This window comes from Francisella-like endosymbiont (assembly GCF_003069505.1).
Taxonomy (GTDB): domain Bacteria; phylum Pseudomonadota; class Gammaproteobacteria; order Francisellales; family Francisellaceae; genus Francisella.
In genome coordinates, this window is record NZ_QAPC01000001.1 from 336,430 (window position 1) to 357,315 (window position 20,886).

Sequence of the window (20,886 nt, forward strand, 5' to 3'; positions counted from 1 at the left end):
ATATTTTTATAATACTGTTAATTAATAAAGTCTAATGTATTTAGATATATAATGTGTTAGCTATAGTTAAAAGTTTATAACTAGACTTGTATAAAATAATTTTAAAAACATATTTCTTGAAATTTTAAAATCTGATCATATATTCAAAGTTGAAAGGTATGAGAACATAATTCAGAAGGAGAACAAATATGAGTAAAGAAATTAGATATAATCCATTTGAACTAAAACATTCTATTAATGATCTTTTTGATAATTTTTTTAGTTTCCCTAAAAATTATCAAAATGAGAAATATTTAGAAAATATACATCTAGATATCACTGAAGATGAAGCTGCTTATAATATCACTGCAGATTTAGCAGGAGTAGAAGATAAAAATATAGATATAGAACTAGATAAAAATAAACTATCTATAAAAGCAAAGCGTGAACACTTACACAAAGATAAAAAGCACCATGTCCAAGAGCGTTATTATGGCGAGTTTCAGCGTAGTATAAATCTACCTGATAATATAGATAGTGATAAGATAGAAGCTAAGTATAATAATGGTATATTAAGCTTAAATATTCCTAAAAAAGAAAAAGATAATACTACTAAAAAAATATCAATAAAATCTTAATAATTTCTAATTACATCAAAAACTTCATTTAACTTATTTTGATCTTTTTGACCTGGCTCAGATTCTATACTGTAATTAATATCATAAGCTGAACATTTTAAACCTATTGCTTGAGCTATATTTTTAGCATTAAGACCTCCAGCAAGAATTATATTTTTTCTATCTTTGATAAGACTCCAATCAAATGCTTTACAAGTACCACCAGCCTTGCCATCTACTTGAGCATCTAACAGATGATAATCCACATTATCAAAAAAGTTTGGAAGAGTTTTATCTACTCCATAAGCTTTCCATATTTGACAGTTTCTATGTAGTTTTGATTTTAGAGTATCTATATACTCTTGGTCTTCATTTCCATGTAATTGCACGGCACTTAATTTTAGTGCATAACAAGTATCTACTACATCTTCTATCTTAGCATCTGCAAATACACCTACATAATTTAATCTAACTTTTTTTGCTATCTGTTTTGCCATGGCAAAATCTACATAACGAGGTGATTTCTTAACAAAAATAAATCCCCCATATACAGCTCCAGCGTCATAAGCTTTTTGTGCATTTTCTACAGAAGTTAAACCACAAACTTTGTTAAATCCATAAACTATCTTCCTAACCGCAAATTCTAGATTACGCTCAGCCATAATAGAACTACCAATAAGAAAGCCATTTACATAGTTTCTAAGCTCACGTACTTCTTGATTTTTGTAAATGCCTGATTCTGAAATTATAGTTATACTCTTAGGTATTTTTGGAGCTAAAAGACGCGTAGTATTTAGATCTATGGATAGGTCTCTAAGGTTGCGATTATTAATATTAATTACTTTTGCTTTTAGTTTTACAGCTCTTTCAAGTTCCTCTTCATTACTAATCTCTATAAGTATTCCCATACCAAGACGATTAGCAACTTTTGCTAATTTTTTATACTCACTATCATCAAGTACTGAAAGCATCAGTAACACTGCATCAGCTTGATAATGTCTTGCTAAATATATTTGATACTCATCTATTATAAAATCTTTACAAAGTATAGGTTGTGTAACTTGCTTTCTAACAATCTCTATATTTGCAAAACTACCCATAAAAAACTCTTCATCTGTGATTACAGATATTACATTTGCATAGTTTTTGTACACAGCTGCAATTTCATTTAGATCAAACTTTTTACGGATAACTCCTTTAGAAGGTGAACCCTTTTTACATTCTAAAATAAATACTGCTCTATCAGCTTCCAAAGCTTGATAGAAATTTCTATCTGCTTTGATAACTTCTTTCTGAAATACATCTAGTGGGAATAGTCTTTTTTTTGCAAAAAGCCACTTTCTTTTTGCTTCAACAATTTTTGCTAATATAGTTTCCATCTTTTTACAGATTTTTTGATTTTATCTAGTATTTTAAACGAAAAAATAATAAAAGTTGATTTTTTCTGTGTTTTGATAATTTATAGATTATTTATCTTAGATATTCGACATTAACTTCAGCATAATTTTCTATGGGATTATATCTATCAAAATCTACTTTATAAGCTCTCTTTTTAGAGTCATCTGCGCAAATTTCTTGCCATTTATCTTTTATAACATCAGGAAGCGCACCTTCTACTCTAGAGATTTTATGATTAAGTTCAATTACAATAGAATTTAAGCCTGTTGGTACTTTTACAGCTACTAGAGAGTGATATATTGCTACACTTAAAGATGGTTCTAGATTTTTTTAAAATACTATGTTTTACAAACTTTACTTTAGCTGTTTTACCATGAACTATTTACATTAGCATGAGAAACTATACCACCATAAGCCTCTAATATAGCTTGATGACCCAAACAAATACCTATTATAGGAACCTTACCCTTAAGTATTGAGACTAGATCAACTATACATCCGGCATTTACTGGATTACCGGGACCTGGTGATATTAAAACTATAGGATTTTCTAGTGAGTTTATTTTATCTAATAAAACTTCTGGATATAAATTATTTCTAAATACTTCAACGTGATTTCCTATAACTCTAAACTCATTGACTAAATTATAAGAAAATTAATCAAAATTATCTATAAATATGATATTAGCCATTAATTATATTTGATAGCTGATATTACAGCTTGTGCTTTTGTCCTAGTTTCATCAGCTTCTGCTATTGGTATAGAATCCAAAACTAAACCTGCACCAGCTTGAGTTTCGGCAACTTCATCTTCTACATAAACAGAATGTATAACTATACAACTATCTAAATCACCACAACTATTGAAGTAACCTATAGCACCACCATATCAACCTCTTATTTGTTTTTTAACTTCTAATATTAACTGCATTTATCTTTGGAGCTCCTGTAAATGTAACCCATATTCATGAAAGATTGATAAGCATGTAAGGCATTTAAATTATCAGCAAGTTGACCTACCACTCTAGATACTAAATGCATCACATAACTATATCTATCAACTTTCAAAATGATACACAGCGTGTATCTGTTTTTTCATATTCTTCCGACATCATTGCCAGCTAAATCTACCAACATCATATGTTCGACATTTTCTTTTGCATCTAATCTAAGCTCTAGTTCAATTCTACTATCTAAATCATGATTTATACTCCCATCAAGATTTTTAGCTCTTCTGCGTGTACCTACTATAGTATAGATTTCTACTTGATTAGTAGCTTTTTGATATTTTAAGGCATTCTCTTAGTGATGCTCCAAAAATAATAAATCCTCATCATGCATATAAAAAATAAATAGGCTAGGATTAATTCTTTAAGTTCTTTATAAACTTCTAGAGAATTTTGACATGGCAAAAAGAAACTTCTTGATGACACTACTTGGAATATATCACCACTTATAATATGCGCTTTTAGCTTATCTACAATACTACAAAAATTTCTATCAATTTATAGATTCTTTAGGTTGTAAATTTTTAAATCTCAATTTTTACTTTAACATCATTATTTATGTTTTGTTTAATAACCTCAACACTACTCTCTAACTCATTTATTGTTTTATGCGCAAAACTATTTATCTGTATAAAAGTTTTTTGCTCCTGATGATCACTAACAAGTATTGTATCAGCAAGATAAAAGACGTAATCTGGACATTTATTTTTACGTTTTACTTTACCTATTTCTTCAAAACTAGCAACAACATCATACGCAAATAACCCAGCTAAGAAAAATACTAAACTCATTAAATATCTCAAAGCTATCTTTTATAATTCTCAAAGCATCAAATAAAGATGTTTTTTTAGTTTTTGGTGTTCGCTAAGTAGATATCTTTGATAAATTCAAGTGTTAAAACTAACTGGTTTATTATCATACTTGTAATAAACATCTTCTTTTATATTTTCCTGTATAGCTTTTAGAGTATATTCACCATTTTTAGATAAAGCTCTGATAAACACTTTATTTTCAAAACAAGCTATATGTGAAGCTCTATTAAGTACTAAGATACTTTTGAGCTTATCTTTTGTGTCTATTTCTGCTGATTCTAATAAGATAGTATTTTTGTACATAAATTAGCAAAACATTTACTTAAATATTCTTTATACTCTATATTATAAACAATATGTGAGGCCCAAAATTTTTCTGGCTCTTTTACTGATATTTATTTACCTATTTTTTGATATTTTCACTAAATATTTCTTTCACTCTTGCAGAGTAATCTTTTAAAGCATTAGAACATCTAGTTACCGTACAAATAATAGTACCTATTTTTTAGATATTTCCGTTTGAGATTTAGATTTCTTTATAAGTTCTTTTGCTAAAAACACTCTTTTACTTAGCTATTATTTATCTTCTTTAGTTAATAAAAAATCACAAATAATATTAATATATATTGTGGATCTGAATTTCCAAATAAAATATTAATTAATTGCTGCCAACCATTATTAATTATATTCATACTTTTTAAAATATTATATATTTTTTGTAAAATTGCACCAATACAAAAGAAATAACAATAATTAATTTACAAACACTCTTATGTTAATTTAACAATATCTAGTTAATTCACTATTAAAATAATACTATTGATTTAATCAATAAAAGATATAGAACAGGTTACTGAGCTTGTCGAAATGGTCAATGCTCTTACACCATTAAATCAACAGTTTTATAATACTAAAACTGGTAATGAGCAAAACCATATTATAGCATCTTACTATAAAGAGCAATTTTGTTGAGATAGTGAAACAAGTTTAGGATGAGTTAGAAATAATCTTTTGTGCTATTTTTATCATTGATTAGTTCGTATGTTTTGATTTACTAATAAAGCTTTAAAACTATTATGGTTAAATAAATTAAGGTCTAGATCAAGATATCAGAAGTAAAAAAGGGAAAACTGAGTTTTAAGAACTAGACCTTAATAATGAATATGGCGGAATGGACGGGGCTCGAACCCGCGACCCCCTGCGTGACAGGCAGGTATTCTAACCAACTGAACTACCACTCCGTTATGGTGCCGACTGCCGGAATCGAACTGGCTACCTTCTGATTACAAGTCAGTTGCTCTACCTATTGAGCTAAGTCGGCTGCTATGAGTACGTATTATAGCTCTTTTTCTAAAGCTGTCAACAATGTTTTAGAAATTTTTTTATTTAATGGAATTATATCGTATTGGTTACATATATAGCTATTTTCTACCTTTAAGTGAATGTTTTTTTGCATTTCTAATTCTAATTCTGCTAGCCAAATAGATTCTTCTTTTTCAATATAATCAATTATTTTTTCAGAAGAAATTAGTAAGAAATCATTATAGCTTGGATAATTTTTTGATTCTGACTTTATTTCTCTAAAAATATCATAGCAAATTGTCTGTAATGTTTTGATATTTCCTTTACCATTACAATGTTCACATGGCTGACATAAAGTTCTAAGCAAACTCTCATGAACCCTTTTACGTGTCATTTCAACCAACCCTAGCTCTGAAATACCACTTACATTAGTCTTAGCCTTATCAAGCTCTAATTCTTTCTTTAAGGCTTCTAAAACTTGTGTTTTATGTGTTTGATCCATCATGTCGATAAAATCTATAATTATTATGCCACCTAAATTTCTAAGTCTTAGCTGCCTTGCTATCTCTTTTGTAGCTTCTAGATTTGTCTTAAAGATAGTCTCCTCAAGATTTTTTGTACCAATATAACTGCCTGTATTGATATCAATAGTTATCATTGCTTCAGTTTGTTCGATAACTAAATAACCACCTGATTTTAGATATACAGTTTTATCTAGAGCTTTATTTATCTCATTTTTAATATCATACTCTTCAAAGATATTATGCTTTTGATAAAGTTCTATTTTATCTCTTAAACCAGGAATATATTTATCTGCAAAATGACATATTTCTTTATATGAATCTATATCATCTACAAGAATTTTATCTAGATTATTATTAGCAAATATATTGATAGTTTTGATTATTAAACTAAAATCTTCATAAACAACACCAGGTTTAATGATTGTACTAGAAATATCTAAAATATCTTCCCATAAGTTATTCAAAAATTTTATATCATTTTCTAATTCTTCATAACTCGCACTTTCAGCAGCTGTCCTTAGAATATATCCACGTGGATTTTCGCTTTGGATAATTTTTTTAATTGATTCTAATAATCGTTGCTTTTCTTGTTCATTAGTTATTTTAAGCGAGATGCCTATATGATCTAAATCAGGTAAGAAAACCACAAAACGTGAAGATACTGATAAATGTGATGTTAATTTTACACCTTTATTACCTATACTTTCTTTGACTACTTGTACTAGAACCTCTTGACCTTCTCTTAACCATTCACTTATATTTTCAGTGTTTAATTTTTTGAGTTTGAAATTCTCATCAGAGTCATCATCCTCTTTCTCTAAAGGTATAACTTCTGATAAATGTAAAAATCCAGCTTTTTCTAAACCAATATCTACAAAAGCTGCTTGCATCCCAGGAAGAATCCTAATTATTTTCCCTTTATAAATATTTCCAACAATTCTTTTTTGATTATCGCGCTCTATCAAAATTTCTTTGAGAATATTATTTTCTTTTATTGCTATTCGTTGCTCATATTTGTTTATATTCAAAAAGATTTCTGTATTAAAAGACATTAGAAAATTATTTTAAATTTTATTAACATTTATTATAAAGAAAGAATTTTTTATTGTTATATCCTTTCTGTTATTTTTATTATATATAAACTTTTTTAATTATTATATTATTATTTATTATATGAGTATTTCATTGTGCATAACTTTGTAAAATATAGGTATATAAATATTTAGACATGGATGAAAATAAATGTATAAGCGTGTAAAAAATTAGTGAAAAAATCTGAATAAAAAGTGGATAAAAAATTATCAAATTTATTAACAGAAATATTAACATATTTGTGAATAACTTATTCAACAACTATTGAAACAAAGAATAAACAAATTAATTTACATAATTATCCACAGGTATGCTTAATTAATTATTGCTTATTTTTTTTTATTACAATAAAATCTTAGTCATTCAATTAATACTTTTGCCTACATTTGGCTATCCTTTGTATTTAAAGGGTTATTAAGGATATTTTTTTATTATGACTACATGGGATAAATGTTTAAAAAAGATAAAAAAAAATCTTTCTACGTTTGAATATAAAACGTGGATAAAGCCTATTCATGTAAAGCAAAATAGTAACTTATTCACAATTTACTGTAACAACGAATATTTCAAAAAACATATAAAATCTAAGTATGGAAATCTTATTTTAGCAACAATTCAAGAGTGTCATGGTAACGATTTAATTATTGAATATTCTAACAAAAAATTCTCTGGTGAAAAAATTACTGAAGTTATTACAGCAGGACCACAAGCTAATTTTTTTAGTACATCAAGTGTTGAGATAAAAGACGAATCAGAAGAAGGAAAAGTAGTACAGGAATCCAAAACATCAAAAAAATCTACTACTAAAAACTTTTCTTCATCACAAGAGTTATTCGGTTTTGATGAAGCTATGCTAATTACAGCAAAGGAAGATGAAGAGTACTCTTTTGGTTTACCATTAAAAGAAAAATATGTTTTTGATAGCTTTGTAGTTGGTGATGCTAACAAAATTGCTAGAGCAGCAGCTATGCAGGTATCAATAAACCCAGGCAAATTACATAACCCTTTATTTATTTATGGTGGCAGTGGTTTAGGAAAAACTCACTTAATGCAAGCAATAGGTAATCATGCTAAAGAAGTTAATCCTAATGCTAAAATTATCTATACAAATTCAGAACAATTTATTAAAGATTATGTAAATTCTATTCGTTTACAAGATCAAGATGAGTTTCAAAGAGTTTATAGATCTGCTGATATACTTTTGATTGATGATATTCAGTTTATAGCTGGTAAAGAAGGTACAGCTCAGGAGTTTTTTCATACTTTTAATGCTTTGTATGAAAATGGCAAGCAGATAATTCTAACCAGTGATAAATATCCAAATGAGATAGAAGGACTTGAAGAAAGACTAGTTTCACGTTTTGGTTATGGCTTGACTGTATCTGTTGATATGCCAGATTTAGAAACCAGAATTGCTATTTTGCTTAAAAAAGCACATGATTTAGGTCAAAAATTACCTAATGAAACAGCAGCTTTTATTGCTGAGAATGTACGTACTAATGTCAGAGAACTAGAAGGTGCTTTAAACAGAGTGCTTACTACCTCTAAATTTAATCACAAGGATCCTACTATTGAAGTAGCGCAATCTTGTTTAAGAGATGTTATAAAGATACAAGAAAAGAAAGTGAAAATAGATAATATTCAAAAGGTTGTCGCTGATTTTTATAGAATTAGGGTAAAAGATTTAACTTCTAACCAAAGGAGTAGAAATATAGCTAGACCAAGGCAAATAGCAATGAGTTTAGCTCGTGAACTAACATCGCATAGTTTGCCAGAGATAGGCAATGCTTTTGGTGGTAGAGACCATACGACAGTTATGCATGCTGTCAAAGCTATAACTAAATTAAGACAAAGCAATACTTCAATATCGGATGATTATGAGTTGCTTTTAGACAAAATTTCTCGTTAAATAAAATTAGTAACTTTATCAAAGGGGTTTAAAAAATGAATTTTGTACTAAATAGAGATGACTTACTAAAGCCTTTACAATCTATGCTGTCAGTGGCAAATAGTAAGAGTACAATGCCTTTATTATCGTGTATCTTATTTGACATTGATAATAATAATCTCAAAATTACGGCTTCGGACCTTGATACAGAAATATCATGTAATATAGCTGTTAGTTGTAATACAAGTATAAAGTTAGCATTAAATGCTGACAAAATTTACAACATTGTCAGAAGTTTGAATGAAAATTCGATGATTGATTTTAGAGTTGATGAAAATAAGGTAACTATTGTTTCTAATAATAGTACTTTTAACCTTATATCATTAAATGCTGATAATTATCCTCTTATTGATAGTAATATCAATGAGCAAGCAAGTTTTGACTTATCGCAGCAAGATTTTCATCATATTATCTCTAAAGTAGATTTTTCAATGGCTAATGACGATACAAGGTATTTCTTAAATGGGATGTTTTGGGAAATTAATTCAAATCTACTCAGAGCAGTATCTACAGATGGTCATAGAATGTCTATTACAGAGGCTATAATTGATAGTAGGGTGTTAGATAGTGCTTCACAGTCAATAATACCAAAAAAAGCAATCTTAGAGCTTAAAAAGATAGTAGGCAAAACAGAAGAAACTATCAAAATTTGTCTTGGCAAAAATTACTTAAAAGCGATATTTGGCAATTATGCTTTTATATCAAAGCTTATAGATGGTCGTTATCCTGATTACCAAAAAGTAATTCCTAAGAATAATACAAAATTGCTAGCTGTGGATAAACAGTTTTTCAAAAATTCATTATTAAGAACATCAATACTTGCTAATGATAAATACAAAGGTGTACGCCTGAACATATCACAAAGTCAATTACTTTTATCAGCTAATAACCCTGATAATGAAAAGGCTGAAGATAAAATCGAAGTTCAATATAATAATCAACCAATGGAAATTTGTTTTAACTATAAATACCTCTTAGATATTATAAATGTACTTAGTGAAGAAACTATGACTATCTACCTTGATAACCCTAATATGAGCGCATTAGTTAAGGACGAAAAAGATAATAGTTTATTTATTATTATGCCAATGAAAATTTAGTAAAAAATCTAATAATTCTCTTATAAACACTAATTTATAATGTTAAAATATGCTTCTGTGGGATTAGTACATATATGAAGCGTATTTTGTTATTGTTTAGATCATAAAGGTGGTGCAATTTCTAATGAAGTTGCACATGATATAAGTAAATCTATCGAAACTAATGAAAATCTTGTCTAGACACATTTAGATGCTAAAAGTCATCAAACTAAAGAATGCTTAAATCAACAGCTAAGCTCATTAGATCCCTATATCACAGATGCTTTAATTACAGAAGAAACAAGGCCAAGGTTTACACAAATAGATGATGGTATACTAATAATCTTAAGAGGTATTAACCCTAATAAAGATGTGATACTTTATAATAGAAGATCTCGAAGAAGCACGTGATCGTCTGCAAATTGTAAAAGATGAAATCAGTAATACTCTGAGTGATAAACTTAATAAAAAAATGTATTTTTTATCTATTACTGCAGCTATATTTTTGCGATTAAGCTTTTAAACTGGGTTATTAGGTATAAATGTTGCTGGGATAACCAGGTGCGCAAAATGTACATGCTTTTTGGATTTTTTTAGTAATATTATTAGTTTTAGTAGTCTTACAAATATATTTATTTAAAAAATTAAAATAGTTTTGATAGTATTAAAGTTTAAGTTTTGATAACTTTTATGTTAAATTCTTTTCTTATATTTTTTAGTGGCATATCTAAATAACAATCATAGTTTACCAGTTCCATTTTTTATCTTTTCTGATTTATTAAACCATTCTATATATAGGCTCTTAGCTTCACTAGTATAGCTATACTTTTTAAGCTCTGTTTTTACTTTCTCATTATCAATTATATTAAATTCTTTGGGGGAATATTATTTAGTCTATTAGGTAAGTTTAAATACTCACTTTTGATTCCAAAATCTAATTTAGTATTCTATATATTATTTGTTATTTTCAGCTATAGGAATTAATTGGAACCTAGTCAATAAACCACTACCATTATATTTATTGGTAAACTCTAATAATCTTTGAGTTTGTACTTCACTAATAATAGATATTGTTACGTTATACTATATAATTGAGTACCACTAGATATTTTACTCTTAAAACTTCCATTATTGTAAGCCTTTACACATAGTTTATGGTCTTGTATCTTTTCACTCTTAATAATGCTTTGTATAAAATCCATAAGCTCATCAATTTCTAGCAATAAACCGTTTGGGTTATCATCTGCTAATTGACTAAGCAAAGCCTCTTTAGTTGGTGTATTTATGTAAATTTTCCTAGAATATGGTTAAGGTTTAGCTTTTTTAAATTCCTCTATCTCTTTTCTGATACTCTATTTTTTGTGATTATCTTTACAATCTTTAAGATTAGTTTTTAATGTTTTTAGCTCTATACCATATAGCTCTATTACTGTTTGATAATTAGCATAATCTTTTAAATAATCATCTAAAAATTGCTTATTTCTTTTATTGGTAGCATAGGCTCATTAATGCTAGGTGTTTTACCCATTCCACTATCGCCAATAAGCATACCCCAAAGGATAGGATTATATTTGCTTATCCATCTATAAATAATAGTTTTGCCAGTTAATGTATCTCTACAACATATTTTAATCTAAGTATTTTCATTTATACCTCTATCTTTAGTTAAATTATTTTATTTTTCTAATTGTTGCAGTAACTAAAGATTAGCACCTTTTAAAACCTGTTAATCTTAAGCGGGTTTATTTGGTACTTGGTATAAATTTAGGATTAAATATAAAATATTATCTTGGAACTTTTTTGGACATTTTTCGTTAAAAATTATTTTTATCAGATTATCTTTAAAATATCTATCCACAAGCTCCTCCTGATATATAAATATTAGATTCTGTACACATCAGTTTATAAAGGTTAAAAAATCGTATTCTTTATTGTTAACTTCATCATAAATACTAGTACTTACAAGACTTGCTAAACCATTTCTATAAAACTCAAATATTAAAAGTGTTAGAATTGTTTCTCTTTGATTTCTTCTAATTATAAATATTAGTCTTCACATACTCTACTGCGGTTTGTTTAGCCATATTATGTTTAATAACATTTATTGCTTTTTTATATAAAAAAAGCTGCCCACTCTTCACCTTTACACATAGGCTCTTATTGTAACTCTGATATGCCGTTATTTCTTTTTTATATTTTTCTATAGCATAGGAGTTTATAAATGAGTATTTGCCCACAATATTGCTAAATTCTTTTTGAGCTTTATTTATAGATTTCTTTGCTTTATCTAATTCTCTTTTAAAATCTTTTGAGGATACTATTTTTGTTTATTTTTTGCTTGTGCCTCATTTACTGCGTGTAATATTTTCTCAAAGAGAATATTTCTTTTACTTTCTTCTCCATTATGTTTATCAAGAAAAACATCTAATACTGTCTTTAATTTACTTTTACTATCTAGCAAAACGATTTCCTTTAAAATTTAACTAACCATATTAATAATATTACTATTTGCTTTAACTGAGTGACTTAGTATCATTCTTATAATGTCACTGTACCAATTACATTTACTTCTAATACTACTAATATATGTTCTTACGGACTTTCTAAAGCCGTGTGTATGCTGTTTTGGTTCATCTATACCCAATTAAGCCTAGTGTATCTCTTAATGCCTTGCTTACGCTCTCTATAGTCATATGTTTTTTCTTAATTGTAGAGTGAAATACATACTCAAAACCGCCTTTATGTTCTTTTATTTCCATTAACAATTTATAAGCTTGTTTACTTAAAGGTTGCCTAAAGTCTCACTCATTTTCATTAGCTTCTTTTATGTCTTCCACTTTATACTAACTATATTATTTGGTTTAAAGCCAACTAGTACGGTAAGTTTTAAAGCCATTTTTGTATTATATTGTCCTTTGTAGTTATCTATATCACTAAGTAGCTGACTAAAGTTATATTTGTCTTCTAGGGGACTATAAACTCAAAGCCTTTATAGTCTTCTTTTTTAGCTTGTATATCTCTAGTATGTTGTATTTTATTATTCCCTTACCAACTTGCATAAGTGAAAATGATATTATAATAAGTTTTTTATTTTCCTTTGATTGCTAGGGGTGGTAGTTTCTAAATATTGTATATAGATAAGTTTCAGTTATATACTTCCTCGCTTTTTCAGCCATGTGGTTTGCTAGGGTGTTTAGTTTCAAATGCTTTATCTGCTACTAAAGAAAAAGATTATTATCTTTATACTGGCTTTTTCTTTTTCTAGTTTAGGGTCTTTTCCACTTGCTAGCATTTGATTATATTTAAAAGCCTCATCTCTAGCCTGCTTTAAGGATACACTCGGATAGCTTCCAATATCTATAGTACTTCTTTTGCCATTTAGCATATATTGATAGAAAAAATACTTACTATCATTTTATCTATTTTTATATTTAATCTATCACCTAAAGACATACTTTTTTATATCTTCGTATTTTCTTAGCCATATTTACACATTTAAGTAATGATTATGTATCTAGTATGTAAATGAGTATGTAAAAAGTCACGGGCTTTATTGATACAGTTTGGGACTGTATAAAACTATAAAAGTAGCTAAAAGCGTTGATTTTAAAGGGTCTTAGGTACTTGGTGAAATTGTTTGAAAATACTTTGTGGTGGAGGTGGCGGGATTTGAACCCGCGTCCACAAACTCTCGATCTTTGGATCTACATGCTTAGGCTAATCTATTTGAGTTTAACTAAGCTATTCCCCAATTAGCCAGGGTAAATAGTTAGCGAGTCTATTAATACAGCCTTAACTCCCAGACAAAAAGCAAAGACCGTCTTATGCGGAATATGAACGAATGTATAGATAGCGTCATAAGAAAGGCTATCATATCCGTGCGCATCTAGGTTATTAAGCTAGACTAGGCAGCTTTAACAGCAGTAAAGTTGCTATCGTTAGCTACTACGCGGTTTGCTTTTTTGTTGCCAGTTATTATTGGCACTTGTACTGTTATTAACAAGGTTACAGTACTTCCTCGGCATGCACCTTAGATTTTGACATTCATGTCGAAACCATATTCACCCCCATTCAGGTGGATACAATTTATACCTTATTCTGATAAATGTCAAATTTTAAGTGAATGATTAGAGTAAAACGTATATTGCAGATGATAGTGCTACAATCCCCATTGTAAGGATAAAGATATCTGCTAATAGGTTTTTATAAGGATTTAGATATTTGATTTATAGATGTTATAAATAGGCATGATAAATAAAATTACAGCCAAAACAAGACCACTTATACTAGAAATCATATCTAAGATATTAGGGTTTAAATATGCTACAAGCCAGCATAATAAAAATACTATCGATAGCGTAATTGGCTTTATGGTTCTTTCACTAATTTTATTTTTTGCTATTTTACAAACTATCCCATCTATACCCTCTTTTGAACCTAAATAATGACCAAAGAAAGACTTACTCATAGCTACTAGAGCTACAAATGGGGCTGCATAATCAAGAGAGTAATTATTAAAATGACTTGCTAGATAAGATAAAATAGAAACATTCTCTTGTTTTGCGATTATTAGCTCTTTTGGAGAGAGAATTAGCATTGAGCTAATTACAAATACCACTACAGTGATAATCATCAAAATATTGCTAAAAGCAATTATCCTAGAGGCTTTTTTGTCTGCATCTTGTTTGTATTTGGTTTTTACATATACAGCTAAAGAAGATATAATCGGTGAGTGATTAAAAGAAAATATCAATATTGGCATAATTACCCAGATAGCTATCAAAATACCAGAAAAACTATGATTGTACTCGAAGCTATTACGCAGTATCTCGATATTCCAATATGGAATCATCCATAATGAAAGTACTAACAAATCGATTATAAACGGAAAAACCAGAAAGTTCATAACGCGGATGATAAGCTTCTGACCAAAGTTAATGATAAATACTAGCGAAAGTATAGTGAAAAAGCTTTAAAGAAATCTATTTTCGATATCATAATGAAGCTGATATTTAAAAAAGCTGGCTAGAGTATTTGTTATACCAACGCTATAAACTAATAATATCGGCAAGATAGCAAATAAATATAAAATATTAAAAATAATTCCACCAAGCTTACCAAAATAGTCATCAGCAACTACTGTGATATCAGAGTCAGTATTTGGATTAGATATTACAAATCTACATAATGCTCGATGTGATAAAAATACCATTGGGAAAATAAATACTAATATTACTAATATTGGGATAATTCCAGAAATTCCTGTTTGGATAGGCAAAAATAGCACACCGGCACCAATAGCTGTACCATACAGACTAAGGGACCACATTAAATCTTCATTTCTTTTCATAGTAAAATTCAAATTTAAAATAAACAATTTAGAGCTATACATAGCTGCTGAGAAGAGCAATATATAAGCTTTTAACAAAATAGTTAATAGACTTTAATGTAAAAAAAGCATTTGTCAAAAAGCTAGGGTAGAAATCAGCTCACTAATTTTATATTTATGATTTTATTAGTAGCGATAATAAAGCCATTCTAATTGGAATACTATATTTAATTTGCTCAAAATATTTAGCACAGTCAAGCTCATCAATAGATTTATCGATCTCATCAACTCTTGGTAGCGGATGAAGAATTATAAAATTACTTTTAGTAGAAATATGTTTTCTGTCTAAATAGCAATGATCTTTATTGTTTAGATAACTTTCTTCACCTGGAAACCTTTCTCTTTGGACACGAGTTACATACAGTAAATCTAAATCTTCTAAAACATCTGAACTAACTTTATCTAACTCAGTAAAAGGGTTGTCATTTTTCATAACAAAACTTCTAAGCTTTTCAGGAATCTGTAATTCTTGAGAAGATATAAACTTAAAAGAAGCATTATATTTAGCAAGTATATTAGTAAGTGAATGAACTGTGCGTCCATATTTTAGATCTCCTAAGAAACCAACTTTTAAGTTTTCAATCGAGCCTTTTTCAGAATATATTGTATATAAATCTACAAGTGATTGAGTAGGATGTTCATTATTGCCATCACCTGCATTTATTACAGGTGAATTGACATATTTTGAAAACTCTTCAACACTATGAGGCTTAGGGTGACGCATAACGATAATATCAGCATACTGATCGATCATTCTGCCTGTATCATCAAGAGTTTCGCCTTTTTGTGTTGAGCTTGATGAGCCATTTTCTAGTGATATGACTTTACCGCCTAATCTATTCATCGCAGATTCAAATGAAAACCTTGTTCTAGTACTTGGCTCAAAAAATAAAGAAGCTAGAATTTTCCCTTCTAAATCTTTGATAGGTTGTGATTTAGCGAGTTTATCTTTGTAGATATCAGCTTGATTAAATAGTTTATTTAAATCATCTTTAATAATTTGATCACCGCGTAGTAGCTTTTGAAATGATAGCATTTATAATTCCTTAATATTAACATATGCTGAATTTATTTCAGCATCTCACGATAGATAGTTATTTTATTGAGATCCTGAACACACTTCGACTTTGCTCAGTGACCTAGTTCAGGATGACTTATTTTATTTCTCTTATTCCCCTCTGATAATAGAGGAGTGGCAGTCGTAGACTGACGGGGTAGTTTTATTAACTATTAATCCATTCTTTAACAGTTTTAACATCAAAATCATTATTGATTTTGCGCATATCTTTGACAGCGATTACAAAAGCCTCAAAAGCTCCAATAGTTGTGACATAAGAAACTCTACTCATAATAGCAGCTCTTCTTAATGCTAAACTTATTTTTAGCTCTTGTCTTATTGAGGTATTAACCAATAAGTCAACTTCACCTGCTTCGATAGCTTGGACAGTACTATGTACTTGATTGTTGCCAATATTATCAGAAGCTTTATCAAAGAGTTTACATTGTAGACCATACTTTCTTAAGAAGCTTTCGGTACCTTTGGTTGCAAAGATGTTAAAACCAAGCTCTATCAGCTCTTTAACTGGCTGAAGTATCTTGGGTTTATCAGCATCACTTACTGATATTAGGATATTTCCTTTTAATGGGAGCTTGTTAAAAGACATCTCTTGAGCTTTGTAAAATGCTACACCAAAGGTTGTATCAATACCCATAGCTTCACCAGTAGACTTCATTTCTGGACCTAGATAGCAATCGACATCAGCAAATCTACCAAATGGGAATACAGCTTCTTTGACAGAGAAGTGTCTAGGTATTGGATTGTTTAAAATAAACTCTGAAAGTTTCTTACCAAGCATAAGTTTAGTTGCAATATTTGCAATACTATTACCAGTAGCTTTAGCAACGAATGGCACAGTTCTTGATGCGCGAGGGTTTACCTCAATTACATACAATTGCCCATTTTTATAAGCAAACTGAACATTCATTAGACCTATTACATTTAGCTCTTTAGCTAGTTTGATAGTAGCTTGTTTGACTTCTTCAATCTGCTCATTAGTTAATGAACGAGTTGGTATCAAGCAAGCTGAGTCACCTGAGTGAATACCTGCCTCTTCGATATGCTCGATAATACCTGCAACAAAGACACGCTCACCACCATCAGCAAGTGCATCTACATCTAGCTCTATAGCATCTTCTAGGAATTTATCAATCAAGATAGGTCCTTCAAGAATACATTTACTATTAGCCTTGATATAAGTATCTAGCTCCTCTTGTGAATGGACAATTTCCATTGCTCTACCACCTAAGACATTAGATGGTCTCACAACGACAGGGTAGCCAACATTAACAATTTTTTTCTTTAATTCATTAATTGTATATGCAATTGTATTTAGAGGCTGTTTTAGACCAACTTTATCAAGTAGCTCTTTGAATCTCTCTCTATCTTCAGCTAGATCAATCTTATCTGGATCTGTACCAAGTATAGGGATATTATTTTCATGCAGCGCCGATACTAGTTTTAGTGGTGTTTGACCACCAAACTGTACGATTACCCCAAGAACTTCACCTTTACGCATCTCATTTTTGATAATGTTTAAGACATTTTCGGCGCATAGGGGCTCAAAATATAACTTATCAGAAGTATCATAATCTGTAGAAACTGTCTCAGGGTTACAGTTAATCATGATGGTTTCTATGCCTTCTTTTTTGAGAGATTTCGCAGCATGAACACAAGCATAATCGAATTCTATACCCTGACCAATACGGTTAGGGCCACCACCTAGGATGATGACTTTCTTTTTATCAGAAATTTCAGATTCACAATCACGGACGATTTCTTCATAGTTATAGTGCTCATAAGTAGAGTACAAATATGATGATTGTGATTCAAATTCAGCAGCACAAGTATCGACTCTTTTAAATGTAGGATAGATTTTTTTACCAAATCTAAAATTTCTAATATATCTTTCTGTTCTGCCGACAAGCTCAGCAATTTTTGCATCTGAGAAACCAATATTTTTGTAAACAGAGAACTCTTCTTTGCTATTTGGTAAACCAGTTTTTTTAAGTTTTTCTTCTGCATTAACAATAATTGCAATCTGCTCAATAAACCATGGATCTATCTTACAAGCATCATGAATTTCTTGTTGTGATACTTTGTATCTAATAGCTTGTGCTACTCTTAGAATACTCATCGGTAAGAGTTCTTCTAGTGATTTTAGGATAACTGCTTTATTCTCTTGTAAAGATTTTGACTCATCAACACCAGGAATTTCAACTTGATCTAATCCTGTTAAGCCAGTATCAAGCGAGACTAAAGCTTTTTGTAAACTCTCTGTGAAAGATCTACCAATCGCCATAGCTTCACCAACTGATTTCATCTGCGAAGATAGATTCGATGGTGTGGTAGGGAATTTCTCAAATGTAAAGCGTGGAATCTTTGTAACTATATAGTCAATTGTTGGTTCAAATGATGCTGGAGTAACTTTTGTGATGTCATTATCAATTTCATCAAGAGTATAGCCAACCGCTAGTCTTGCCGCTACTTTTGCGATTGGGTAACCTGTAGCTTTTGAAGCTAATGCTGAAGATCGTGATACACGCGGGTTCATTTCAATAACAACTAATTTACCATCTTTAGGATTCACAGCAAATTGCACATTTGAACCGCCAGTTTCTACACCAATTTCTCTAAGTACAGCTATCGAAGCATCACGCATAATCTGATACTCTTTATCTGTCAATGTTAGGGCTGGCGCTACGGTGATACTATCGCCGGTATGGATACCCATTGGGTCAATATTCTCAATTGAGCAAACGACAATTGAGTTACCAGCTTTATCACGGATAACTTCCATTTCGTACTCTTTCCAACCTAAGATAGATTCATCAATTAAAACCTCATTAGTTGGTGAGAGGCTGAGACCATTTTTGACGATTGCTTCAAACTCTTCTTTAGTATTAGCGATACCACCACCACTACCACCAAGTGTAAATGATGGTCTGATAATAGAAGGTAGTCCAATATCTTCTAGAGCTTTGCGAGCCTCTTCCATAGATTGCACCACAACGTTTCTAGGTACTTCTAAGCCAATTTTTGCCATAGCTTTGTTAAATCTTTCTCTATTTTCTGCTTTATCAATAGAGTCAGCTTTTGCACCAAGCATCTCGACACCAAATTTTTCCAAAATACCTGCTTTGTCTAAAGCTAAAGCGCAGTTAAGCGCAGTCTGACCACCAACTGTAGGTAAGATTGCATCAGGCTTTTCTTTAGCGATAATTTTACCAACACTCTCAACTGTAATCGGTTCGATGAAGATCTTATCAGCAGTTGTAGGATCTGTCATAATTGTCGCTGGATTTGAGTTTACAAGAAAGACTGTGTAGCCATCTTCTTTCAAAACTTTACATGCTTGAGTTCCTGAGTAGTCAAACTCACATGCTTGACCGATAACGATTGGACCGGCACCTAGTACTAAAATACTTTTTATATCTGTTCTTTTTGGCATGTTATTAATTCCCTTTCTTACTTTCTGCTATCATCTCGGCAAATTCGTTGAATAAATACTTACAGTCATGTGGACCTGGTGAGCTCTCTGGATGATACTGTACTGCAAAAGCAGGTCTATCTTTAAATCTCAAGCCCTCAACAGTACTATCAAAAAGCGAGCTCATATGAATTTGAATATTATCGGGAACATTGTCATCATAAACCACAAAACCATGGTTTTGGCTAGTGATAAGGACTTTTTTAGTATTAGTATCGAACACTGGTTGGTTTACACCACGATGGCCTTTGTACATTTTCTTGGTTTTTAAGCCAGCAGCTAAGGCTAATAACTGGTTACCTAAACAAATACCGAATATTGGCATTTTGACTTCTAGAAGTTTTTTGATGACTGGTATAGTATAGTCAGAAGTTGCAAACGGGTCCCCAGGACCATTTGATAAGAACACACCATCAGGATTATGCTTCATAATATCTTCATAGGAGCTATCAGCAGGCACTACAGTTACCTTAAAGCCAGCATCGACAAGGTTTCTTAGGATATTGTATTTGACACCATAGTCGATAACTACAACATTATATTTGTAGCTTTGTTGCTGCTTATAAACTTGTTGACCTAGTTTGAAAGTATGCTCATTCCAATCATATTCTCTATTTGTAGTGACACTGATTGCTAGATCTCTACCGTTAAGGTTAGATTTATTTTTGATACGCGATCTTACATAGTTTGCATCGAGGAATTCACCTGGCTTGACTGATAATATAGCTACTCTTACAGCACCTTCTTTGCGTACTTTACGCACGATTGCACGCGTATCAACACCACAGATACCGACGATATTTCTATTTTTTAGCCAAGTATCGATACTTTTTTTAGCTCTAAAATTTGATGGGTTGGTGAGATTCTCACGTACGATTAAGCCTTTAGCAAATACTCCTAGAGACTCGTTATCCTCGTTATTGATACCGACATTGCCGATGTGAGGGAATGTAAAAGTGATAATCTGACCGGCATAAGATGGATCTGTTAGAGTCTCTTGATAACCTGTCATTGATGTATTGAAACAAATTTCTCCGTCTGTCCAACCACGAACCCCTATTGATCTACCTAGATAGTATGTACCATCAGGAAAAACTAATATTGCATTAGTCATATCGTTAGCTAATATCATAATAAAACAACCTTACTTTGATGAATTAAACTTAAAGAAAAAAGCTGTTTGAAAAAAGTT

10 protein-coding genes, 2 tRNA genes, 1 other RNA gene and 5 pseudogenes are annotated in these 20,886 nt (G+C 30.3%); 4 read left to right on the forward strand and 14 right to left on the reverse strand.

Going from position 1 to position 20,886, the window contains the following annotated elements; translation table 11 throughout:
* Positions 1–188 precede the first annotated feature (188 nt).
* Positions 189–617, forward strand: coding sequence for an Hsp20/alpha crystallin family protein (locus tag C9379_RS01930; RefSeq protein WP_143384739.1), 429 nt, complete (start codon positions 189–191; stop codon positions 615–617).
* Here C9379_RS01930 and trpCF read toward each other — a convergent pair.
* The 7 genes and pseudogenes from trpCF to C9379_RS01965 form a co-directional block, all read right to left on the reverse strand.
* Entirely contained in the window at positions 614–1,975 is a 1,362-nt protein-coding gene (gene trpCF, locus C9379_RS01935) for a bifunctional indole-3-glycerol-phosphate synthase TrpC/phosphoribosylanthranilate isomerase TrpF (protein WP_143384740.1), read from the reverse strand. The two genes, C9379_RS01930 and trpCF, sit on opposite strands and share 4 nt — an antisense overlap.
* Before the next feature lie 235 nt (positions 1,976–2,210).
* Positions 2,211–2,686, reverse strand: a pseudogene (locus tag C9379_RS01940) (anthranilate synthase component II); the annotation flags it as partial.
* Positions 2,686–4,208, reverse strand: a pseudogene (locus tag C9379_RS01945) (anthranilate synthase component 1). The pseudogenes C9379_RS01945 and C9379_RS01940, both read right to left, overlap by 1 nt.
* Before the next feature lie 8 nt (positions 4,209–4,216).
* Positions 4,217–4,505 (reverse strand): annotated as a pseudogene (locus C9379_RS01950) (Trp family transcriptional regulator).
* A 472-nt stretch (positions 4,506–4,977) separates the two neighbouring features.
* A tRNA-Asp gene (locus C9379_RS01955) sits at positions 4,978–5,054 on the reverse strand.
* Positions 5,055–5,058: 4 nt separating this feature from the next.
* A tRNA-Thr gene (locus C9379_RS01960) sits at positions 5,059–5,134 on the reverse strand.
* A gap of 15 nt (positions 5,135–5,149) precedes the next feature.
* Positions 5,150–6,691 carry an Rne/Rng family ribonuclease gene (locus C9379_RS01965; RefSeq protein ID WP_143384741.1) on the reverse strand — a complete coding sequence of 514 codons (1,542 nt, stop codon included), beginning with the start codon at positions 6,689–6,691 and terminating at the stop codon, positions 5,150–5,152.
* 473 nt (positions 6,692–7,164) lie between these two features.
* Here C9379_RS01965 and dnaA point away from each other — a divergent pair, with 473 nt between their 5' ends.
* The 3 genes from dnaA to C9379_RS01980 all read left to right on the forward strand — a co-directional run bounded on the left by dnaA (position 7,165) and on the right by C9379_RS01980 (position 10,281).
* Positions 7,165–8,640 (forward strand): chromosomal replication initiator protein DnaA, encoded by a 1,476-nt coding sequence (gene dnaA, locus C9379_RS01970; protein ID WP_143384742.1) that lies wholly within the window; start codon positions 7,165–7,167, stop codon positions 8,638–8,640.
* A gap of 35 nt (positions 8,641–8,675) precedes the next feature.
* Positions 8,676–9,779 carry a DNA polymerase III subunit beta gene (dnaN, locus tag C9379_RS01975; RefSeq protein ID WP_143384743.1) on the forward strand — a complete coding sequence of 368 codons (1,104 nt, stop codon included), beginning with the start codon at positions 8,676–8,678 and terminating at the stop codon, positions 9,777–9,779.
* A 415-nt stretch (positions 9,780–10,194) separates the two neighbouring features.
* Positions 10,195–10,281, forward strand: a complete 87-nt coding sequence (locus tag C9379_RS01980) for a hypothetical protein (RefSeq protein ID WP_318263349.1) — start codon at positions 10,195–10,197, stop codon at positions 10,279–10,281.
* A 1,794-nt stretch (positions 10,282–12,075) separates the two neighbouring features.
* Here C9379_RS01980 and C9379_RS01985 read toward each other — a convergent pair.
* From C9379_RS01985 to carA, 7 genes and pseudogenes are all read right to left on the reverse strand, one after another.
* Complete coding sequence (locus tag C9379_RS01985; RefSeq protein ID WP_318263295.1) at positions 12,076–12,219, reverse strand: hypothetical protein; 144 nt, start codon at positions 12,217–12,219, stop codon at positions 12,076–12,078.
* A 747-nt stretch (positions 12,220–12,966) separates the two neighbouring features.
* A pseudogene (locus tag C9379_RS01990) lies at positions 12,967–13,155 on the reverse strand (Arm DNA-binding domain-containing protein); the annotation flags it as partial.
* Between the two features lie 254 nt (positions 13,156–13,409).
* Positions 13,410–13,827, reverse strand: a transfer-messenger RNA (tmRNA) gene (ssrA, locus tag C9379_RS01995).
* 58 nt (positions 13,828–13,885) lie between these two features.
* Positions 13,886–15,108: pseudogene (locus tag C9379_RS02000) on the reverse strand (aromatic amino acid transport family protein).
* Between the two features lie 154 nt (positions 15,109–15,262).
* Positions 15,263–16,183: an aspartate carbamoyltransferase gene (pyrB, locus tag C9379_RS02005; RefSeq protein WP_143384744.1), complete on the reverse strand. Its 921-nt coding sequence runs from the start codon at positions 16,181–16,183 to the stop codon at positions 15,263–15,265.
* A gap of 187 nt (positions 16,184–16,370) precedes the next feature.
* A complete protein-coding gene (carB, locus tag C9379_RS02010) occupies positions 16,371–19,655 on the reverse strand; it encodes a carbamoyl-phosphate synthase large subunit (RefSeq protein ID WP_143384745.1) in 3,285 nt (1,094 codons plus the stop codon).
* Between the two features lie 4 nt (positions 19,656–19,659).
* Positions 19,660–20,826, reverse strand: coding sequence for a glutamine-hydrolyzing carbamoyl-phosphate synthase small subunit (gene carA, locus C9379_RS02015; RefSeq protein WP_143384746.1), 1,167 nt, complete (start codon positions 20,824–20,826; stop codon positions 19,660–19,662).
* Positions 20,827–20,886: the final 60 nt, after the last annotated feature.

Excerpts from the sequence above, each read along its gene's own strand:
- dnaA (WP_143384742.1), top strand. The coding sequence starts at position 7,165 with ATGACTACATGGGATAAATGTTTAAAAAAGATAAAAAAAAATCTTTCT.
- carA (WP_143384746.1), bottom strand. The coding sequence starts at position 20,826 with ATGATATTAGCTAACGATATGACTAATGCAATATTAGTTTTTCCTGAT.
- dnaN (WP_143384743.1), top strand. The coding sequence starts at position 8,676 with ATGAATTTTGTACTAAATAGAGATGACTTACTAAAGCCTTTACAATCT.
- pyrB (WP_143384744.1), bottom strand. The coding sequence starts at position 16,183 with ATGCTATCATTTCAAAAGCTACTACGCGGTGATCAAATTATTAAAGAT.
- C9379_RS01930 (WP_143384739.1), top strand. The coding sequence starts at position 189 with ATGAGTAAAGAAATTAGATATAATCCATTTGAACTAAAACATTCTATT.
- trpCF (WP_143384740.1), bottom strand. The coding sequence starts at position 1,975 with ATGGAAACTATATTAGCAAAAATTGTTGAAGCAAAAAGAAAGTGGCTT.
- C9379_RS01965 (WP_143384741.1), bottom strand. The coding sequence starts at position 6,691 with ATGTCTTTTAATACAGAAATCTTTTTGAATATAAACAAATATGAGCAA.
- carB (WP_143384745.1), bottom strand. The coding sequence starts at position 19,655 with ATGCCAAAAAGAACAGATATAAAAAGTATTTTAGTACTAGGTGCCGGT.